This is a genomic window from Amycolatopsis sp. NPDC059021, assembly GCF_042739895.1.
In the GTDB taxonomy this organism is placed as follows: Bacteria; Actinomycetota; Actinomycetes; order Mycobacteriales; family Pseudonocardiaceae; genus Amycolatopsis.
In genome coordinates this window covers 64,783-83,918 of record NZ_JBHYIQ010000009.1, presented here as the reverse complement: position 1 = coordinate 83,918, position 19,136 = coordinate 64,783, and the positions used below count along the sequence as shown (strand labels likewise).

Sequence of the window (19,136 nt, the reverse complement as noted above, 5' to 3'; positions counted from 1 at the left end):
GAAATCGCTTCCGCCGCCCGCGAAACGATCGCGAAGAGAGCGCTGACCCGCGTCCTTCGAGGACGATCGAATACCTTGCCCGCTCTCCTGGCGGCGGTGAATGATTGTCCAGGGAAAGGGGCGGAGAGTTATTCCGCCACTTTCGTCAGAGGGAGATCTCGAAGACCAGTCCTGACTCGAGAATGGGAGAAGTCATGCGCTTCAAGCTGAGAAAGGCCGCGGGAGTGGGGTTCGCGGCGGCGGCGTTGATGGGCATCGTCGCCACCGGTACCGCGTCGGCACAGGAGACGAGCCCGGCCGCTTCGGTGAAACCGGCGTCGGTGCTGGAAACACCCCCGGAATGCGAGCAGCTCCACCGGACGAACAACTGCTGGGACTACGTCACCTGGTTCTGGACGTACGGCAACTGCCGGGCGGACCACAACATGTGGGACTACGACCACAGCAAGTACGACACCGCCGACTGCTTCCAGTTCAGTGGCGGCACCAACGTGGGGCTCTACTGGCACCGCCCGTGACCGGGGAAACCATGGGTGAGTGAACCCGGGGCCGTCAGGTGCGGAATGACCTGGCGGCCCTGCGTCTTGGCGTCTGAGCCACGCCTTGACGAAAACGGGCGCGCCAATACCGGATTGAACCAGTGACCTGTTCCGTCCAGGCCCGGCCGGGAAACCCGCCGATGGCGAAGTCCCGGTCGGCTGGCGGCTTTGGCAACGCGGTGTGTTCGGATGCCGCTGCGTGGGAGGGGTCCCCGCGTTGCCACGCTACGTTCGGTGGGACAGGGGGACAACGGAGCGAATCGTGGTGTGGGCGGGGGCAGGGAGGGGCGAGGATGCGGTCCGTGGCGCGGAGGGTATGGGCCTGCGGTGCCGGCGCGATACTGATGGTGGCCATGGGTGGCGTTGCCGGCGCGAGCGGTATGCGCCCGGGTGGTGGCGGCACCGCGCTGTATGTCTCCGTTGACGGCGACGACGGTAATGTGGGGTCCCGGGACGCTCCGTTCCGCACACTCCAGAAGGCCGCGGACGTCGCGGTGCCCGGTACCGTCGTCCATGTCGCGCCTGGCGGCTACGCCGGTGATGTGGTGTTGGCAAAGGCCGGGAAGCCGGGTTCGTGGATCACTTTCCTGTCCGAAGTCCGGCACGCCGCCGTGCTCTCGGGGCGGTTCGCTGTGCAGCGCGAGTATGTCCGGGTGGCGGGCTTCGACATCACTGGGCCGCATATCCGCGACGGAATGGACGTGACGGCGAGCAATACCGTCATCCAGGACAACGAGTTCCACGACATCCACAAATTCGAGCCGAACTCCGATGGCGGCTCCGGATTGACGGTGTTCACCGACGACTACGAGCCGCTGGAGAACGTGGTCGTCGATGGAAATCATGTCTACGATATCGGGCTTTCCGTCGGGGACAACCAGCTCGTGCAGGGCATCTACATTTCGGTGCCGTGCCGCGGGTGCGCGGTGGTCAACAATCTCGTCCACCAGGTCGCTGACTTCGGCATCCATTCCTACCATCGTCCACGATACTGGCTGGTGGCGAACAACACGGTGTTCAACAATGGCAGGGGAATTCTCACCGGCCCCGACTTCACGGTGCTCAACAACATCAGCTTCGGCAACCAGGCGAGTAACTACGATGTACGGGGCACAGCCACGATGTCGCACAATCTTTCCTTCGGCAGTGGCAGTGCGCGGCTGCCCGGCGTGGTCGTCGCGGATCCGCGGTTCGTGAACTATCGGGCTGACGGTTCCGGCGACTATCACCTGGCAATGGGCAGCCCCGGTATCGACGGCGGCACCGCCGCCGGGGCGCCCCGGCACGACATCGACGGCCGAAGGCGACCGCAGGGCCGCGGATACGACATCGGCGCCTACGAGCAGTGACACCGGGCCGGGCTCTGGACGACCGCCACTGCGGCGGTGACGCTTGCGTGATCGTGCCTGGCGTGATCGGTCAGCGCGGCAACCGCGCCGCGGCTGCGTCGGCCAGCCTGGTGGCAGGTTGGCACAGCTGCTCTCCCGCGCCTCCGCGGACCTCGACGATCACCACCTCCAGCTCCGATCGATCCTTGAGGTCGGTGATGGACCGGTACACGATCTGGGCGACGCAGGTTCCGGCGCCGTGGCCGTCGGCCTGAACCCAGGTCTCGCGTCCTCGCAGCCTGATCTGGTCGCCGTCTCTGGAGTACAGCGGTCTGCTGCGGCCGAAGGAGATCGACGCGGAGCGTCCGTCGGTTTTGCTGCCCCACCGGCATTTCCAGTCGCCGAATCCCTGCTCCGGCGGCGTGGCGCCGTCGATCGCCGCGGCTGTCTCGCTGCCGTCGAGCAGCGCGCACGTGCTCAGCCGGAATACCGAGGCGGCGTCGATGGGATGCGCCCGTCTCGGGACCTCGCCCCGCTCCAGCACGCGGGTGGCGCCCGCGGTCAGGGCGTCGGTCATGGCGCACAGGTCGGCGGGCCTGTCGTCGTTGTGCTTGGCGGTGATCACGACTCTGAACGTGTCGGACAACCGGATCGTGCGGCGGCATTCGCCTTGGTTCAGGTCTTGCGGTTCGAACCTGACCGGTGGCGGCTCCGACGAGGGTGCCGCGGGAGTGTTCGGTTCCGGAGGTTCCAATGCGATCCGGACGTCCGCCTCGTCTTTCTTGTCCTCGCTCAGGCGCACCAGCACGTCGCACTGGTTGAGGTAGCCGTTGTCGTAGTCGGAGTCGAGCTGCGGCTGGCCGAACCGGGCGAGCGTGCCGGGATCGGTCAACGCACACGGGTCCGCGGTGCGCGGATCGCCCATCACGCTGCGAAAGTTCGGCGGTGCGAGGGCCTGCACGGGGTGTTCCGGGGATCCGCTGGAAGCCGGCCACAGCTGCCAGACGGTGGCGCCGAGCATCGCGACGGCAACAGTCACGGCCGCGCCGAGGGCGGTGATGCGCCGCGGTCGGCCGCTGGTGCGGTGCAGCATCCGCCGAGCCTGTTCGGCGGTCGGCCTTTTGGCCGGGTCCTGTTCCAGCATCGCGGACAGGACCGGGGCCAGACGCCCGGCGCGCCGCGGTGTCCCGGGAGGCTGGTACGGGGTGCCTTCCACGGTGGCGAACAGCGTGGCGCCGAGCGCGAAGATGTCGGACGCGGATGTCGCGACCCTGCCTTTGGTGACCTCGGGTGCGACGAACCCGCGCGTTCCACCGACCCGGTCGATACCGGTCAGGGTGAGGTCCCGCCAGATGGCGATGCCGAGGTCGGTCAGCTTCGCGGTTCCGTTGCCGGCGACGAGCACATTGCCGGGAGTGATGTCGCGGTGCACGATGCCCTTGGCGTGCATGGCCGCGAGCGCGGATGCGATCTGTGCCCCGATCTCGGCTGCCCGCCGTGGCGGCAGCGTGCCCTCGTTGTTCAGGATTTCGGCCAGATTGGGGGCGGGGAAGTATTCCATCACCAGCAGGCGGTCGTTCCCGTCCGGGATGACGTCGAAGACCGTGACGACGTTCGGGTGCTGCATGCCGGCGCCGATACGCGCCTCGCGCCGCAGCTGGTCCGTGTCACCCGTAGTGGCCCGCTTGACCGCCACCGCACGGCGCAGTTCCTTGTCGGTCGCGCACCAGACTTCTCCCATACCGCCCGCGCCGATCCGTTCCACGAGTTCGTAACGGCCCGCGAGAACCTGCCCCTCGAACACAGCCGGGATGATAGACGGATGGTGGTGAGCATGACGGTCGGGAAGGAATCTGCCACCCAGTCGGCGTAGCCATGATGGGCTGGCGGGACGAACACTGCCGTCGACCGTGCTGTTCCGGAATGGAGCCATGGATTCAAGCCGCACTTTTGCGCGCGTCTGCAGGACGGACTTGACCAGCCCTCGGTTGCGTTTCTCTGCAGGCTGCGGCGCGGCTTGGACGAGGAATTCCACATTGCTCAATGGAGTTCAGCAGGGGTTTGAGCGGCTCCAGCTTCGTCCCTCCGCCGACACGTCGAGGTTGGCGACAAGAGGCCGCCAGTGCCCGTATGCCGGACGGTTCTCATGAGGAATTCCCAGTCGGTGACCACCGCTCTCGGGAGCGGTGGTCGGTCAGGACGGATCGGGGTAGGCGGCGGTGGCGCGGATTTCGACGAGCAGCCCGGGGCTGGCCAGCCCGCTGACGCCGATCAGCGACCAGGCCGGGTAGGGAGGGGTGATCAGGCGCGCCTTGGCCCTGGAGAAGCCGGGCAGGTGCTGGTGGATGTCGACGTGGTAACTGGTCACCTCGACGAGCGCGGACAGATCGAGGCCTTCCAGCCGGAGGATCTCGGCGATGCGCCCGATGGCGATCTCGGTTTGTTCCTCGATGTCGTCGGGGATGGAGCCGTCGGCTCGGCGGCCGATCGTGCCGGCGATGAACAGATGCCCGTGCGAACGAACGGCGGCGGAGTAGCCGAAGTTCGCGAAAGCGCTGACAGTTTTCCCGAACACTTCGGAGTCCTCGGGGACTTCGACGGTGTGGATGCTCATTACGGTGTTCCCCTTTTGTTGTTACTGAATCGCGGGTTTCAGTTGCCCCAGCGGGACGAGCGGAAGGAGTGCTCCATCCGGGTCCGGCCGAACTCCTCACGTTCACGGAGAAGTTCGCCGGGGATCGAGTAGCGGGGCGCGTTGTCCGGGTTTTCCGCGGCCTGTGCGACGATCGCGTCGACGAGCGAACGGATCATGTTCAGCCGCGGGTACACCGCGTGCACGGCATCGGCTTGTTCGTCGGTGACCGCCTCGCCGTGGTTGTTGCCCATCGGGCCGCCGAAGTCGAGCGCGACGCCTTCGCGGACGAGCCTGCACAGTGTGCCGCGGCGCTCCGCGATGCCCGGCGAGGTGTGCAAGGCGATCGCCTGCCACACCTGGTCGGCGTCCGATCCGGGCACCCCGCGTTCGACGAGGAATCCGGCGGCGCGATCGGCGCCCTCGACCTCGAACCGCTGCCGGCGCGGGCCGTCCGCCGCGGTGCCGAGGTCGTGCATCGCGCACGCGGAGAACAACAGGTCGTCGTTGTAGTCGCTGCCCGCGGTCAGGCCGAGGTGACCTGCCAGCAGCCGGGCGAACAGGTAGCTGCGGATGCTGTGGTTGAACACCGGCGGTGTCTCCACCGGGCGGATCAGCTCCACCACGGCCTCGGCCAGCGGGGTACCGGGCAGCGTGAGCAAGTCCGCCGCCCCCTCAGCAGTCGCCTCATGGGTAGGTCCGGTCATGTTCCCAGCGTGCTGGAATCCGCTTTGACCTGGCGATAGGCAAAATTGCCCTACTTCGTTAGGATATTGCCATGACGGCTCATCGGATCGCGATCCTGGCGCTGGACGGGGTCATGCCCCTGGATCTGGCGATCCCGGCGCAGATCTTCTCCGCTCGGCCGGAGACCCCGTACGAGACGACCGTGTGCACCTTCGACGCGAAGGTGCACACCACCGGGGGGTTCGCGGTGGTCGCCGAGGGAGGTTTGGCACAGGTGCGCGCTGCCGACACCGTGATCGTGCCGGGATCCGAGCCACCCTGCCGGCAGCCGGAAGCCATGCTCGCCGCGCTGGCCGAGGCGCACGAGCGGGGCAAGCGGATCGTGTCGATCTGCACGGGAGCGTTCGCGCTGGCCGCCGCGGGCGTGCTGGACGGTCTGCACGCCACCACCCACTGGCGGTACGTCGATGATTTCCAACGCGATTTCCCCGCTGTGTCAGTGGATCGCGACGTGCTCTACGTCGACGAGGGCGACGTCCTCACCTCGGCCGGAGTGTGCTGCGGCATCGACCTGTGTCTGCACATCGTGCGCCGCGACCTCGGCGCGACAGTCGCCAACCGGATCGCCCGCGGCCTGGTCGCCGCGCCGCACCGCGAAGGCGGACAAGCCCAGTACGTGCCCGCCCCCGTCGCGGTGCCCGGCGACGCGTCGTTGTCCGACACTCGCGAGTGGGCTCTACAACGCCTCGGCGAGCAGGTCACACTACGCCAACTCGCCCGGCACGCGGGTCTCTCGCAGCGCACCCTCATGCGCCGGTTCGCTGAGGAGACCGGCACGACCCCCTTGCAGTGGTTGCTCGACGCCCGTCTTGGCCGGGCACGAGAACTTCTGGAGACCACCGACCACCCAGTGGAGCACGTGGCACGTGACTGCGGACTCGGCACGGCCGCCAACCTGCGCCTGCACTTCCGACGCGTGCTGGACACCACCCCCACCGCCTACCGGCGCACCTTCCGGAGCTGAACCCGGCTCGCTCCCCGCCACCTTCGCTGCCGCAGTCCGGGACAGTTCAGGACGACACCACGCCACCTGTAACGTCCGCCTGTTCGGGAAAGATCACTACGAGGGCGCGGAAACCCTGAATGGACGACCGTGTCACCGCACACAGAGCTCAGCCACCAGGAAGAACCATGAGAACCGCTGTCAGGCCCTTGACCATCACCGCGATCTGGCTGATCGCCGCCGGGGCCGCGCTGCTGGGCACGGGATTCCTCTTCGAGATCACCACGCCACCTCATACCGGTGCCAATATCGGTTCCGCCGGCTGCTTCTTCCTCGGCCTGTGCGCCACAGGGATGGGCCTGGTGCTCGGCGTGGTGGCAACACTGGCTTGGCTGCTGGGGAGGCGGGGTGATCGACATCCCCCTGCCCTGCTCCTGGCCTGGGAAAAGCGTCTCAGGCGCTCGACCATCGCCGCGGTGGGCCTGATCACCAGCGGGGCCATCGTACTGAGCTGGGGAACCTTCGTCTTCACCAACCAGAGCGCGCCCGCCGGTATGGAAAGCGCGGTCATCGGCATGGAAAATGCATATCCGTTTTTCCTGGCCGGCCTCGGCATTACCATTGCCGGCTTGCTCGCGGGGACTCCACCCGCGTTGTACTGGTGGTCGCGACGAAGGAGCGGTGTCGATCGCTGAGGTCGTGCGCACGGTGCTGACGTACTGACCGCGATCGTGTCGGTGGAGGACTTCACCGAGGCACAGCTGAAACGGAAGGCGATGGCGGCTGGCGGGTTGCGGGCCGCACGGAAAACCGAGCGAGCGGGACGGGCAACGAAGCGTGTGTACCTGTTCCGGGGTTGCTTCGCTGCGCGGTCGCTCAGCTTGGTGCCCGCGGCGAAATCGCCCTGGGCCCGGAGGTCGATCGTGATGTTCCGCTGAAGCGCGAAGGTCTCCTCGAGCACCTCGACGGCGCGCGGCGAGGAGGCCCGGCCGGGCGCGGCGCCAGTCCGTTTGCCGCGGCAGAACATCCCGGAATGCGAAAAGGATTCAGTGATGTCGAAATTTTGGCACTTGCGGTGTATTCGAATGGCGGCGGATGCTCATCGGTGTACGAACGTCGGCGTTCGCCCTTCCGCAGTCCGTTGCCGACGGCCCGGCCGGCAGGGTTGGTTGCCGGACTTTTTCACCGTCCACCTTGGACTTGGAAGTGGCCGACCCGTATTCGCGCCGGCCGCCGCGACCGTACGGGACCGTTCGTCCGCCAGTTATGACAACGATAGCAAGACAGGACAGATTGGCGTGAACTCGACGAACGTCGATTGCACACGTCGGCTCGCCGTGGCATGGTCTCTCACCATCAGACCCCGGTTCGTGGCCAGGAGCAGAATCCACTTCCTGGTGCGCGGGAGGCACTCTCCGGTTGTCTGACAACGTTGTCATCGACGGTTCGCGCGGTGGCGCGCGGCGGAGAGGGAAGAAACCCATGTCGAGTACATGGTCACGGCGCGTCAGACGCGTCCCCGCGGTGATGCTCGTCCTCCTGGCGCTCGCGGCGAGCGCGACCGCGGTCACCTCGGCGAGCGCCGCGACGCTCGCTCTCACCCAGTACGTGAACCCGTTCATCGGTACCGACGACAGCAACGCGCCCAACCCGGTGCCGGGCGGGGCGGGCGGCAGTACTTACCCCGGCGCGGTGGTGCCGTTCGGCATGGTGCAGTTCAGCCCGGACACGCCCACCGCGTCCCCCTCGGGTTATCGCTACGGTGACACCAAGATCGAGGAGTTCAGCCTCACCCACTTCAACGGCGCCGGCTGTCCCAACAACGAAGACCTCGGCCTGCTGCCGGTCACCGGCGCGCTCGGGAAGTCCCCCGGCACCAATTGGACGAGCTACGCGAGCGGCTACACCAAGGCCAGCGAATCGGCCGCGCCCGGCTACTACAAGAACAAGCTCGACACCTACAACACCACCGCCGAGCTCAGCGCCACCCAGCGCACCGGCATGCTGAAGCTGACCTACCCGAACACGACCAGCGCCCGGCTGCTGGTCAACACCGGCCGCAGCGCCACCGGCAGCCGCGACGGTTCGATCAGCATCAGCGGCAGCCAGCTGACCGGTTCGGTCACCGGCGGCGGGTTCTGCGGCTCGTCGAGGACCTACCGGATCTTCTACGTGATCCAGTTCGACCGCGCGCCCAGCGGGTTCGGCACCTGGCTCGGCGACAAGGTCACCGACGGGTCGTCGAGTGCCAGTGGCACGAACTCGGGCGGCTATCTCACTTTCGACACGTCCGGCAACACGACGGTGCAGGCGAAGGTCGGTATCTCTTTCGTCAGCGTGGCCAACGCGCGGGCGAACCTCGACGCGGAGAACTCCGGGTTCGACTTCGCGGCGGTGCGCGCCGCCGCGGACAAGAGCTGGAACACGGTCCTCAACCGCGTACAGGTCGGCAGTGGCGCCGGTCCGGACCTGCAGAAGTTCTACACGGCCCTGTACCACGTGTTCCAGAATCCGAACATCGCCAGCGACGTCAACGGCCAGTACTTCGGGTTCGACCAGAAGGTGCACACCGCGAACCACACGGTGTACCAGAACTACTCCGGCTGGGACATCTACCGCTCGTGGTCGGCGTTGATCGGTCTGCTGGCGCCGAACGAGGCCAGTGACATCGCGAAGTCGATGGTGCTGGACGGCCAGCAGGGCGGGCTGCTGCCGAAGTGGTCCCACAACAGCAACGAGCACTTCGTGATGACCGGTGACCCCGGTCCGATCATCGTGTCCAGCATGTACGCCTTCGGTGTGCGAGGCTTCGACACCGCCGCGGCGCTGGCGCTGATGGACAAGAGTTCCCACGGCGGCACCATGCAGGGCCGGGCCATCCGTGGGCGCGAAAGCGGCTACCTCGACCGCCACTACATCTACGAGAACCCGTCGGATTCGCTGGAGTACTCCGCTTCGGACTTCGCGATCGCGCAGTTTGCCCGTGCCCTCGGCGACAGCACGAAGTACGACACCTACACGCAGCGGGCGCAGTGGTGGATCAACGTGTTCGGGCGCGACTCCGGGTACATCCAGCCGCGTGGCAGCGACGGCACCTGGGCGTGGCCGGTCACGCCGTCGAGCGACGCGGGCTACACCGAGGGCAACCCGTCGCAGTACACGTGGATGGTGCCCTACAACTACCAGGGCCTGATCAACCTGATGGGCGGGCCCAAGACCGCGATCCAGCGGCTCGACCACCACTTCACCAAGCTCAACGGAGGGCTGACACAGCCTTATTTCTACATCGGCAACGAACCCGAGCACGGTGTGCCGTGGGCGTACAACTACGCCGCCTACCCGCAGGGCACCAGTGCGGCGGTACGGCGCGTGATGAACGAGTCGTTCACCACGGGTGCGGGCGGTCTGCCCGGCAACGACGACCTCGGTGCCACCTCGGCGTGGTACGTCTGGTCCGCGCTGGGCATGTATCCGGCGACGCCGGGCGCGGACGTGCTGGCGCTGCACGGCCCGTTGTTCTCCTCGGTGACCATCAACCGTCCGAACGGGACGGTCAAGATCACCGGAACCGGTGCCGGGCAAGGGGCCCAGTACGTCCAGAACCTGCGCGTCAACGGCACCGCGACGACGAAGTCGTGGATCCGCTACGGCGACATCGCGGGCACTGCGACGCTGGACTACGCGATGGGTTCTTCGCCCAGCGCGTGGGGAACCGGCGCCGCGGACGTCCCGCCGTCGTACAACGACGGGTTCACGCCCCCGGCGACGGCGCCGAACCTGGGCACGAACCTCGCCCAGGGCAAGCCGGCGACCGGGTCGGCGCCGTGCACCTCGGACGAAGCCGCGGCCAAGGCGTTCGACGGCAGCCTGGCGAACAACAGTAAGTGGTGCTCGAACGCGTCGGGCACGAAGTTCCTGCAGGTCGACCTCGGGTCCGCGCGTAACGTGTCGTCGTTCGTGCTCGAGCACGCCGGGCTCGGCGGTGAGACCACCGGCTGGAACACCGGCGCGTTCACCATCCAGACCTCGGTCGACGGGACGAACTGGACGACGGCGGTGAACGTCAGCGGGTCACGAGCCAGCCGCACCTACCATCCGATCACCGCGAGATCGGCACGGTACGTGAAGGTGAACGTCACCACCCCGGCGAACAACGGCAACGGCGCCGCGCGGATCTACGAATTCGAGGTCCACGGCTGATGGTGGCGTGCCAGGAACGGAGGCGCGGGGCTCTACCCGGCGTTCGTCGCCGCAGTCCAGAGTGGACCGTGAGCGTTGACCAGGGTCGCTCGCCGCGCTGGACCATCGAGGAAACGCGGAAGGAATTCAGTACCAGTTCCGGCAACGTCAAGACGTCGGCGAATCCGGCGAACTGGGAGAGCCGCTCGGAATGATCGTGGCTCGCCAACCCTGGCGGGGTGGTGCGAATTCCGTCCCGCCAGGGTTCGAGCCTGTCCTGAGTGGACAATCAGGCCGCCCGGTGGCCCGCCCACCGGACGGTGTCCGAAATCTCCGGAACCGGTCAGGTCTTTGTCAAAGTGTTGACCGCGGGGCGGCGGCAACGGAAAGTCGAATGAGCAGGAAACGTCGGTCTACGGGCCTTGGGAGGCACCGGTGCGGCACAGGTTCATGGCGGCGGTGGTCGCGGCGGTGGTGATCGGGGTGCCTGCCGTCGCTTCGGCGACTCCGGCAACGATGCCATCGGAGTCCGAGCTGGTCGGCGACCCGGCAGGCTACGTCGATCCGTTGATCGGAACCGGGCGTGGCGGCACTTCGGTGGGGGAGATCAACAACTTCCCCGGTCCCGCGGTGCCGTTCGGCATGATGCAGTTCTCCCCAGACACCCAGGGCGCCTACGCGGGCTACCAGTATCACAGCGACCAGATCCGCGGGTTCAGCCTGGATCACGCCTCGGTCGGCTGCACCGCGTTCGGAGACGTGCCGATCCTGCCGGTCACAGGTGGTGTCGGTTCCGCGCCGTGGAACCGCGTCGAGCACTTCACCCACGACGGTGAAAAGGCCGAGCCCGGCTATTACGCCGTGACGCTCGCCGATTCGAAGGTCCGCGCCGAGCTGACCGCCACCACGCGCACCGGCCTCGCCGCGTTCACCTTCCCGGCAGGCGCCGCCGCGCAGGTGCTGGTCAAGGGTGGCGCCAGCCTCGCGGGCAATTCCCACGCGGACCTGAAGATCACCGGCGACCGTGAGGTCAGCGGGTCGGCGACCACCGGCAGGTTCTGCGGTAAGCCCAACAAGTACACCGTCTATTACGCCATCACCTTCGACAAGCCGTTCACCGCGCACGGTACCTGGGACGGCTCGGCGGTGAAACCGGGTACTGACAGCGTCGAGTCCGCCAAGGCGGGCGCGTACCTGTCCTTCGGCGCGGAACGCCAGGTGCGTGCCAAGGTTTCGATGTCCTATGTGGACGTCAATGGCGCGAAGGCCAACATGGCGGCGGAGATCCCGGGCTGGGACTTCGGGGCGGTCCGGAAGTCCACAAGGGACCGGTGGGAGGTCACGCTGGGCAAGGTCCGCGTGGCGGGCAAGGACACCGCGCAGCTCAAGACGTTCTACACCGCGCTGTACCACTCGCTGATGCACCCCAACACGTTCAACGACGCCGACGGGCGCTACATCGGTTTCGACAACAAGATCCGTACCCTGCCCAAGGGGCACATCCAGTACGCGAACTTCTCCGACTGGGACACCTATCGCTCGCTCGCGCCGCTGCACGCCATGCTCTTCCCGGCCGAAGCGAGCGACATGGCGCAGTCGTTGACCAATGACGCGGTGCAGGGCGGCTGGTGGCCGCGCTGGCCGCTGGCCAACGGCTACACCGGGCAGATGACCGGCGACAGTTCGGTCGCGCTGCTCTCGAACCTCTACGCGTTCGGCGCGCGGGACTTCGATGTCAAGACCGCGTTGAAGTACTTGGTGAAGGGGGCGACGTCGGTCGACAACACGCCCGGCGCCTATCAGGAACGGCCGGGCATCGCGGACTACGTCGCCCGCGGGTACCTGCCGAACAACGACGCCTCGGGCGGCGATCACTCCCGCAACGGCGCGTCGACCACCCTGGAATGGGCGATCGACGACTTCGCCATCGCGCGGTTCGCCGAGGGCATCGGCGATCGTGACGTGGCTCGCGAGTTCACGAAACGTGGCCAGAACTGGCAGAACATCTTCAATCCGGCCACCGGATACCTTCAGCCGCGAGGACAGGACGGCCGCTTCCCCGACGGCCCCGCCTACGTTCCCCCGCCGCCGGGCAAGTTCGGCCAGGACGGCTTCGACGAGGGCAACGCCGCGCAGTACACGTGGCTGGTGCCGCAGGACGCGGCCGGGCTGGTGACGGCGATGGGCGGCCCGGCGGCCGTGTCCCAGCGGCTCGACACGTTCTTCCAGAAGCTCAACGCCGGCCCGAACGAGCCGTACATGTGGGCCGGCAACGAACCCGACTTCGGCGTGCCGTGGCTGTACAACCACGTCGCGCAGCCATGGAAGACCCAGCAGGTCGTCCGCAAGATCGCCACGACACTGTTCAGCGCGACCCCGGACGGCGAGCCCGGCAACGACGACCTCGGCGCGCAGTCGTCCTGGTACGTCTGGGCCGCGCTCGGCATCTACCCGGCCACGCCGGGAACGCCGGATCTGGTCGTACACAGCCCGTTGTTCGAAGGCGCGGTGATGGCCCTGCCGAACGGGCGCACCATCGACATCCGCGCCCCGAAGGCGTCGGCGACCACGCCGTACGTGCACGACCTGCGGCTGGACGGCCGGGACTGGAACCGCACGTACCTGCCGCGGAACACCGTGCGGGACGGCGGGCGGCTCGACTTCGCCCTCTCCGCGCAGCCCGACCGGCAATGGGCAGCAGACGCGGCGCCACCGTCCTATCGCGACAGTGAACGCCCGTTCCTGGCGACGGTCACGAACCAGGTCACCGTGGCGCCCGGCGGCACGGGCGAGATCACGGTGAACGCGCAGCGTCTCGGCGGCCACGACCGCGCGCTCGACGTCGTCGCGAACCCGCCCACCGGATTCACCGTGTCCGGCCCGCGCACGCTCGAACTCGACGGCCGCACCGGCGGAGGCACCGCGAAGCTGTCGGTCGCCGTCGCCGCCGGGACCGCCGAGGGCTACCACGAAATCCCGGTGACCGTCCGCGGCGGAGGGACGTCCGTGCCGGGTTCGGTGATCGTGGGGGTCGCGCCGAAGAACAGCCTCACCGCCGCGTATGGCAACGTCGGCGTCTCCGACGACGGCGACGCCGGCGCGGCGAACTTGGACGCCGGCGGAAACAGCTACTCGCGCCAGGCACTGGCGGCCGCGGGACTCGTCGGCGGCCGGACGTCGCAGGTCTCGGGCACGTCGTTCGTCTGGCCCGCCGCGCCCGCCGGACAGCCGGACAACGTCGTGCCTGCTGGGCAGGTGATCGGCCTGACCGGCAGCACCGCGACGCGGCTGCTGTTCGTCGGCGCGGCGGCCAACGGCGACCACCGCGCCACGGCCACGGTCACCTTCACCGACGGCACCACCGGGCAGGCCGACCTGTCGTTCGGCGACTGGGTGTTCCCCGGCGGCGGCACGACCCCCGTGTTCGGCAACACCCTGGTCGCGCGCACCGACCACCGCAACCCGCGAGGCGGCGGGGCATCGGTCTACGCGACGGCACCGTTCGATGTGCCTGCGGGCAAACGACTCGCCACGGTCACATTGCCGCGCGAGGCGAACCTCCACGTCTTCACGATCGGCCTTGGCTGAGGCCGGCCAGGTGAAGTCCGTGATCGCAGCCGTCGTGACGGTGGTCGTCGTCGGGTTTGACACCTTCGGGGCCGCCGGTACGGCGGCGGCTGCGGTGGACAGGGCCAGCGTGTCCAAAAAGGACATCAGTCCGTTTTCGGCGGTCGCCGGACCGGACCACGGTACCCAGGCAACCAAGCCCACCCACGGCTTGCGCGGGGCTCGCAGATTCTGACGGGGGCTGAACGCGGGGGGCGAGAAGTAGGGTGCGTGAGGGACGTGGAGCGGCGTATGGCGAGGGTGGCCGAGCCAGGGGCGCGCGGACTGCCGGTGCGACTGACCAGCTATGTGGGGCGGCAGCGCGAGGTGACCGAGCTGCGGAATCTGCTGGGCACCGAGCGGCTGGTGACCGTGGTGGGCCCGCCCGGGGTGGGGAAAACCCGCCTGGCCGCGCAGGTTACTGCCCTCCCGGTGGTGAAACCGCCGGACGGGGTGGCGTTCGTCGAGCTGGCCGAGTTGGCCGATGCCGGGCTGGTGGCGAACACGGTCGCGGTGACGCTCGGGCTGCGCGGCCGGACCGGGTCCGAGACGCGGGCACTGGTGGCCTCGCTGCGGGAGCGGCGGATGCTGCTGGTGCTGGACAACTGTGAGCATCTGATCGACGCCTGTGCCGAGCTGGCCGCGGCGTTGGTACGGGCTTGTCCGCGGCTGGTTGTGCTGACCACCAGCAGGCAGCCCCTCGGCGTGGCCGGTGAGCACCTTTTCGAGCTGGCGCCGCTGGCGGTGCCGGATCCGCGCCTTATCGGGTCCGCGGCCGAACTCGCGCGCTACGACGCGGTGTCGCTGTTCGCCGACCGGGTCCGGGCCGTCCTGCCCTCGTTCGAAATCACCGAGGGCAATTACCTCGATGTCGCCCGATTGTCCCACGGTTTGGAAGGGTTGCCGCTGGCGATCGAGCTGGCCGCGGTCCGCGTCCGGTCACTGTCGGTGCGGCAGTTGTCCGACCGGCTGACCGCCCGGTTGTCGCTGCTGACCGGTACCACGCGTGCCACCCCGCAGCGGCAGCGCACGATGCGCGGGACGGTGGGCTGGAGCTACCGGCTGTGCACGCCGCACGAACGGCTGGTGTGGGCGCGGGCCTCGGTGTTCTCCGGATCGTTCGACCTGGACGCGGCCACGTGGGTGTGCGGTGGCGCCGGCGTCGCACCGGACGCGGTGCTGGACCTGATCGACGGGCTGGTCGCCAAGTCGGTGCTGGCTGTGCGGGAGCACGCCGGGGAAAACCGGTATCGCATGCTGGAGGCGCTGCGGGAGTACGGGCGGGAGCAGCTGGCCGCCGAGGAGGTGCTGCGGGTGGGCCGCCGGCATCGGGACTGCTACGCCGCCCGCGCCGGTCGTGTGCGCGAGTCGGAGGGGACACTGGACACGCTGCCGCTGTGCCACCGGCTGCGGCCGGACCATCCGAACCTACGGGTCGCCATCGAGTTCTGCCTGCGCACCCAGGGCGAAGCCGATGCCGGTATCGCGATGACGACCGACTTGCACCTGTACTGGCAGATGTGGCGCCTGAACGCCGAAGCCCGGACCTGGCTGGACCGCCTGCTGCCGAACGCCTCGCCCGACGGGCCGCGGGTGTGCCTGGCCCTGCTGTACAGCGCGGACTATTGCCTGCACGAAGGCGCTCTGGACCGTTGCGCCGAGCTGGTGGCCGAAGCGAACGCACTCGCGGCCAGGACGGGCGATGCGGCCCTGGTGGCCCGGGCCACGTTCACTACCGGCTTCCTCGCCGAGTGCCGAGGCGAGCCCGGCCGCGCCGCCGGAATCTTCTCGATCGCGGTGGACGGGTTCCGCGAGGCCGGCGACCGGCGAGGAGAGCTCGTCGCTCTCAATCACCACGGTTGGAGCACTGGCTTCTCCGGCGACCCGGACGGTGGCAAAGCCCTGGTGCGTGAGGGGCTGGCGCGCAGCGCCAAGTACGGCGACCGGTACGCCCGCCTCTACGCGCTGGCCGGGCTGGTCATGATCGAGGCCGAGTTCGGTGACGCGGCCACCGCCGCGCGCAACCTCGAGGATCTGGTGGCAGCCACCGAGAAGACCGGGCTGGATCGGTGGGACGTCGAATGGCTCTCCAGCGCCGGCTGGGTCGCCGGCCGTCTGGGCGAGCACGCTCGCGCGGCCACCCTGTACGGGATCACCGAAACCGCCTGCCGCGCCCAGGGCATCGCCATGCACACGATGGCCGCTTTCGAGATCCCGAACGCCCGGCACGTCCAGCGCACCCGCGAAGCCCTCGGCGACCACGAATTCGAGAAACACTTCACGGCGGGCGCGGCGATGTCCGAACGCGACGCGCTGCGCTACGCCCTCGACACCACCGACCCATCACCCTCCCGGCCGACCGGCGGCGATTCCCTCACCCGGCGGCAACGCGAGATCGCCGAACTCGTCCGCCAAGGTCTGACCAACCGCCAGATCGCCGAGCGTCTCGTCATCTCCCTACGCACCGCCGAAACGCACGTCGCCCACATCATGACCAAACTCGGCTTCACCAACCGCACCCAGATCGCCACCTGGACCACCCGCCGGCAAGACCGGGCGACTGCCACGACATCGCCAAGCGGATCATGAACGGATGGTCACCCAGCCGGCAGAACGCGCCGGTGCGCGAACAACCGATGCTGTCCGGTGTGGAGGCCTTCGCCTCCATCGGGCACCAACGCCGCTCCGGTCCACTCGGCTCGGCGCGTGCCAGTACCGCGGCGCCCGCAACGCCGGCCCCGACCGGGCGGGTAAGAGCCCCGGCGCCTCGATGGGTGTGAGGTGGACGCCGGGGCTGTCACGACCGTAACCGAGTCACCACTCACGCGCTGGCCGACGGCCTGGTGACGTTCCGCAGAGCGATGCAGGTGAATTCCCACGCGCCGAACCTGGCCGACAACGGCGGGGCTGCCGAATAACGCTGGAATGGTATGTACCAATTTCCGCGTGCACGTTACCGCCTGTGTGACCATTCCACCCGATCGGATGAAAACGAGCGACGCATCCGTGTCGAACCGAATCGCCGCCGCCGAGCAGGCCAATCCCCGGCACCGCTGGTCACCGGAATATTTGTCATCCGGATCAGCGTCGACTCGCGCGAAAGACTCAGAAAGGTCGACTTTTCGGTAGCGGTGACCCACTGGCAGTGCGCCTGCGCGTGTCGCTAGTATGCGTGCCTGCACCCACCTGGGTGAGAATGCTTGTCGCTCGAAGGGTAGGCACGTAGACGTTCCGTTAACGATTGACACTCTTTCGAGTTATCCGTAAGTGTCTCCCAGGAGTGTCACCTGGGATCCGTTGACGCACTGGATCTCCGCGAGCGGGCAAGTAGTGAATTCGATTCGCTCAGTCCGTTCCCGCGTTGCTCATTTCTGCGTTGAATCATCCATTCAAGGATTGTGATAGATGAAACTCTGCGCTATTCCGAGTCGTCCCCGGAAGCCGGGACGGAATCGGGCGTGGTTCGCGGCAGCGGCGGTCGCCGGTCTGGCTTTCCTGACTGCGGGCTGTGGCAGCGACGCCCCTGAGGCGGCCCCGGCGGCGGTGAGCCGGGAGGACCTGACCGCACTGCCCGAGGCCACCACGTTCGGCTCGGTTCCCGAGGCGGTCAAGGATTCCGGCGGGCAGCCGACGGGAAAGGTCATCCACCCCAAGGAAGATCTGATCGTCTACACCAGTGTCGGCGGGAAGGCGATCGCGAAGCTCCCGCCGATCCAGATGGGGTCACCGACCTGGGTCCCGGTGATCGCCGAACAGGGGTCCTGGGCCGAGGTGCTGCTGCCGACCCGGCCGAACGCGGCCGCGGGCTGGGTGCACGTCGACGCGGGGAAAGCGGAGAACGCGCGGAACGACTACGTCGTCAACGTCGCTCGCGACGCGTTCTCCCTGGAACTGCTGCAGTCCGGGAAAAAACTCGGTAAGTGGACGATCGGCACCGGCAAGCCGCAGTACCCGACCCCGCAGGGGCGGGCGTACATCCTCGCCTCGATCGCGGAAACCGTGAACAAGTACAGCCCGATCGTGCTCCCGCTGAGCTTCCACTCCGACTCGCACCAGACCTTCGGCGGCGGGCCGGGCACGGTCGGCATCCACACCTGGCCGGACGACAGCTTCGTCGGCAAGGCCACCAGCGACGGCTGCATCCGGGTACCCAAAGACGCACTCGACGCACTCGTCAAGGTTCCGCTCGGCACGATCGTGAACATCACGTAAGCGCGGCGGTTCCGCTTCACCTCCCCGAAAAACCGTATCCTCCCTGTGAAAGGCACCGCATTGTCCACGAGTAAGACCGTCGCCGGTGGCGTCGGCGCGCTGACCACCGTCCTCGCCACCGGAGCCCTGCTCGCCCCCGCGGCGAGCGCCACCGAGCACCAGGACAACTCCGCCTACGCCATCGCCGCGAGCGGGCTGCTGAAGATCGACCCGCTGCCGTCGGTGCGCGCTTCGGCGGGCTTCGACCAGAAATCGGTCGCCGAGTTCTCCCTGCCGGGCGGGCTGTTCACGCTGAACGTGCTCAACGCCCAGGCGAGCAAGGACTTCGCCAAAGCGAGCATCAAGGACGTCAGCGTGAACCCGGGCGTGCTGATCCACGCGGACAAGCCGTTGCTGACCGCAGCGGCGATCACCGCCGACTGCAAGGACGGCAAGGCCACCTCGTCGCTGGCGAAGGCATCGCTCGGCGATATCAAGCTGGACGCGGCCGCCGCCCCGAACACCACGGTCAGCGTGCCCGGCCTGGCCTCGGTCACCCTGAACAAGCAGACCAGGAACAAGGACGACTCGATCGCGGTCACCGCGATCGAGATCAGCGTGGACGGCGTCCAGAAGCTGAGCCTGGCCTCGGCGACCTGCGCCGCCGGGAGTGACAGCGGCGGCGTCACCCAGACCACCGCACCCACCGAACCGGCGAAGCCCACCGACAAACCCACCTCACCGAGCAAACCCGCGGACGACAAAAGCGGCGACGCGGACCAGCCCGCCGGCGACAAGCCCGACGCGAACGGCAACGCCCCGACCCCGACCCCGGTCCCGGCCCACCTCGACGTCACCGGCTGACCTGGCCTGACGCACCGAGTGGCCGGCGGCCCCCACCCCGGGGGTGGACAAACAGACGGTGGGGCGGTTTGCATAAACCCGCGCCTTTGGTTTGGACCGGAGGTCGC

14 protein-coding genes are annotated in these 19,136 nt (G+C 68.0%); 11 read left to right on the top strand and 3 right to left on the bottom strand.

The annotated features are described in order from the left end of the window. The first annotated feature begins 194 nt into the window (after window positions 1-194). Both ACFWX1_RS07750 and ACFWX1_RS07745 read left to right on the top strand, forming a co-directional pair. Window positions 195-518, top strand: coding sequence for a hypothetical protein (locus ACFWX1_RS07750; protein ID WP_378384959.1), 324 nt, complete (start codon window positions 195-197; stop codon window positions 516-518). A gap of 314 nt (window positions 519-832) precedes the next feature. Beyond that, complete coding sequence (locus tag ACFWX1_RS07745) at window positions 833-1,888, top strand: DUF1565 domain-containing protein (protein WP_378384957.1); 1,056 nt, start codon at window positions 833-835, stop codon at window positions 1,886-1,888. Window positions 1,889-1,958: 70 nt separating this feature from the next. On the opposite strand, the gene ACFWX1_RS07740 is transcribed toward ACFWX1_RS07745, so the two are convergent. The 3 genes from ACFWX1_RS07740 to ACFWX1_RS07730 form a co-directional block, all read right to left on the bottom strand. Next, window positions 1,959-3,902 carry a serine/threonine-protein kinase gene (locus ACFWX1_RS07740; protein ID WP_378384955.1) on the bottom strand — a complete coding sequence of 648 codons (1,944 nt, stop codon included), beginning with the start codon at window positions 3,900-3,902 and terminating at the stop codon, window positions 1,959-1,961. Between the two features lie 159 nt (window positions 3,903-4,061). Next, window positions 4,062-4,481: a Rid family hydrolase gene (locus ACFWX1_RS07735; RefSeq protein WP_378384953.1), complete on the bottom strand. Its 420-nt coding sequence runs from the start codon at window positions 4,479-4,481 to the stop codon at window positions 4,062-4,064. Between the two features lie 38 nt (window positions 4,482-4,519). Then, on the bottom strand, window positions 4,520-5,206 hold the full coding sequence (locus ACFWX1_RS07730) for an HD domain-containing protein (RefSeq protein WP_378384951.1): 687 nt from the start codon (window positions 5,204-5,206) through the stop codon (window positions 4,520-4,522). 71 nt (window positions 5,207-5,277) lie between these two features. Between ACFWX1_RS07730 and ACFWX1_RS07725 the strand changes: the two genes are divergently transcribed. From ACFWX1_RS07725 to ACFWX1_RS07685, 9 genes are all read left to right on the top strand, one after another. Then, the gene (locus ACFWX1_RS07725; protein ID WP_378384949.1) at window positions 5,278-6,210 is read left to right on the top strand and encodes a GlxA family transcriptional regulator; all 933 of its coding nucleotides are present in this window, start codon (window positions 5,278-5,280) and stop codon (window positions 6,208-6,210) included. Window positions 6,211-6,398: 188 nt separating this feature from the next. Continuing rightward, window positions 6,399-6,884 (top strand): hypothetical protein, encoded by a 486-nt coding sequence (locus ACFWX1_RS07720; protein WP_378384947.1) that lies wholly within the window; start codon window positions 6,399-6,401, stop codon window positions 6,882-6,884. A gap of 787 nt (window positions 6,885-7,671) precedes the next feature. Further along, complete coding sequence (locus ACFWX1_RS07715; RefSeq protein ID WP_378384945.1) at window positions 7,672-10,389, top strand: GH92 family glycosyl hydrolase; 2,718 nt, start codon at window positions 7,672-7,674, stop codon at window positions 10,387-10,389. 68 nt (window positions 10,390-10,457) lie between these two features. Further along, window positions 10,458-10,583: a hypothetical protein gene (locus tag ACFWX1_RS07710; protein ID WP_378384943.1), complete on the top strand. Its 126-nt coding sequence runs from the start codon at window positions 10,458-10,460 to the stop codon at window positions 10,581-10,583. A 220-nt stretch (window positions 10,584-10,803) separates the two neighbouring features. Then, complete coding sequence (locus ACFWX1_RS07705; protein WP_378384941.1) at window positions 10,804-13,956, top strand: GH92 family glycosyl hydrolase; 3,153 nt, start codon at window positions 10,804-10,806, stop codon at window positions 13,954-13,956. Window positions 13,957-13,975: 19 nt separating this feature from the next. Beyond that, complete coding sequence (locus ACFWX1_RS07700) at window positions 13,976-14,170, top strand: hypothetical protein (RefSeq protein WP_378384939.1); 195 nt, start codon at window positions 13,976-13,978, stop codon at window positions 14,168-14,170. 56 nt (window positions 14,171-14,226) lie between these two features. Further along, window positions 14,227-16,563, top strand: a complete 2,337-nt coding sequence (locus ACFWX1_RS07695) for an ATP-binding protein (protein WP_378384937.1) — start codon at window positions 14,227-14,229, stop codon at window positions 16,561-16,563. 816 nt (window positions 16,564-17,379) lie between these two features. Further along, entirely contained in the window at window positions 17,380-18,186 is an 807-nt protein-coding gene (locus ACFWX1_RS07690) for a L,D-transpeptidase (RefSeq protein ID WP_378384935.1), read from the top strand. Window positions 18,187-18,246: 60 nt separating this feature from the next. Next, complete coding sequence (locus tag ACFWX1_RS07685; protein ID WP_378384933.1) at window positions 18,247-19,029, top strand: choice-of-anchor P family protein; 783 nt, start codon at window positions 18,247-18,249, stop codon at window positions 19,027-19,029. Window positions 19,030-19,136 lie beyond the last annotated feature (107 nt).

What these genes read in the sequence shown, in the direction of transcription:
- ACFWX1_RS07715 (WP_378384945.1), top strand. Translation starts at nt 7,672, where the DNA reads ATGTCGAGTACATGGTCACGGCGCGTCAGACGCGTCCCCGCGGTGATG.
- ACFWX1_RS07750 (WP_378384959.1), top strand. Translation starts at nt 195, where the DNA reads ATGCGCTTCAAGCTGAGAAAGGCCGCGGGAGTGGGGTTCGCGGCGGCG.
- ACFWX1_RS07695 (WP_378384937.1), top strand. Translation starts at nt 14,227, where the DNA reads ATGGCGAGGGTGGCCGAGCCAGGGGCGCGCGGACTGCCGGTGCGACTG.
- ACFWX1_RS07730 (WP_378384951.1), bottom strand. Translation starts at nt 5,206, where the DNA reads ATGACCGGACCTACCCATGAGGCGACTGCTGAGGGGGCGGCGGACTTG.
- ACFWX1_RS07725 (WP_378384949.1), top strand. Translation starts at nt 5,278, where the DNA reads ATGACGGCTCATCGGATCGCGATCCTGGCGCTGGACGGGGTCATGCCC.
- ACFWX1_RS07690 (WP_378384935.1), top strand. Translation starts at nt 17,380, where the DNA reads ATGAAACTCTGCGCTATTCCGAGTCGTCCCCGGAAGCCGGGACGGAAT.
- ACFWX1_RS07735 (WP_378384953.1), bottom strand. Translation starts at nt 4,481, where the DNA reads ATGAGCATCCACACCGTCGAAGTCCCCGAGGACTCCGAAGTGTTCGGG.
- ACFWX1_RS07745 (WP_378384957.1), top strand. Translation starts at nt 833, where the DNA reads ATGCGGTCCGTGGCGCGGAGGGTATGGGCCTGCGGTGCCGGCGCGATA.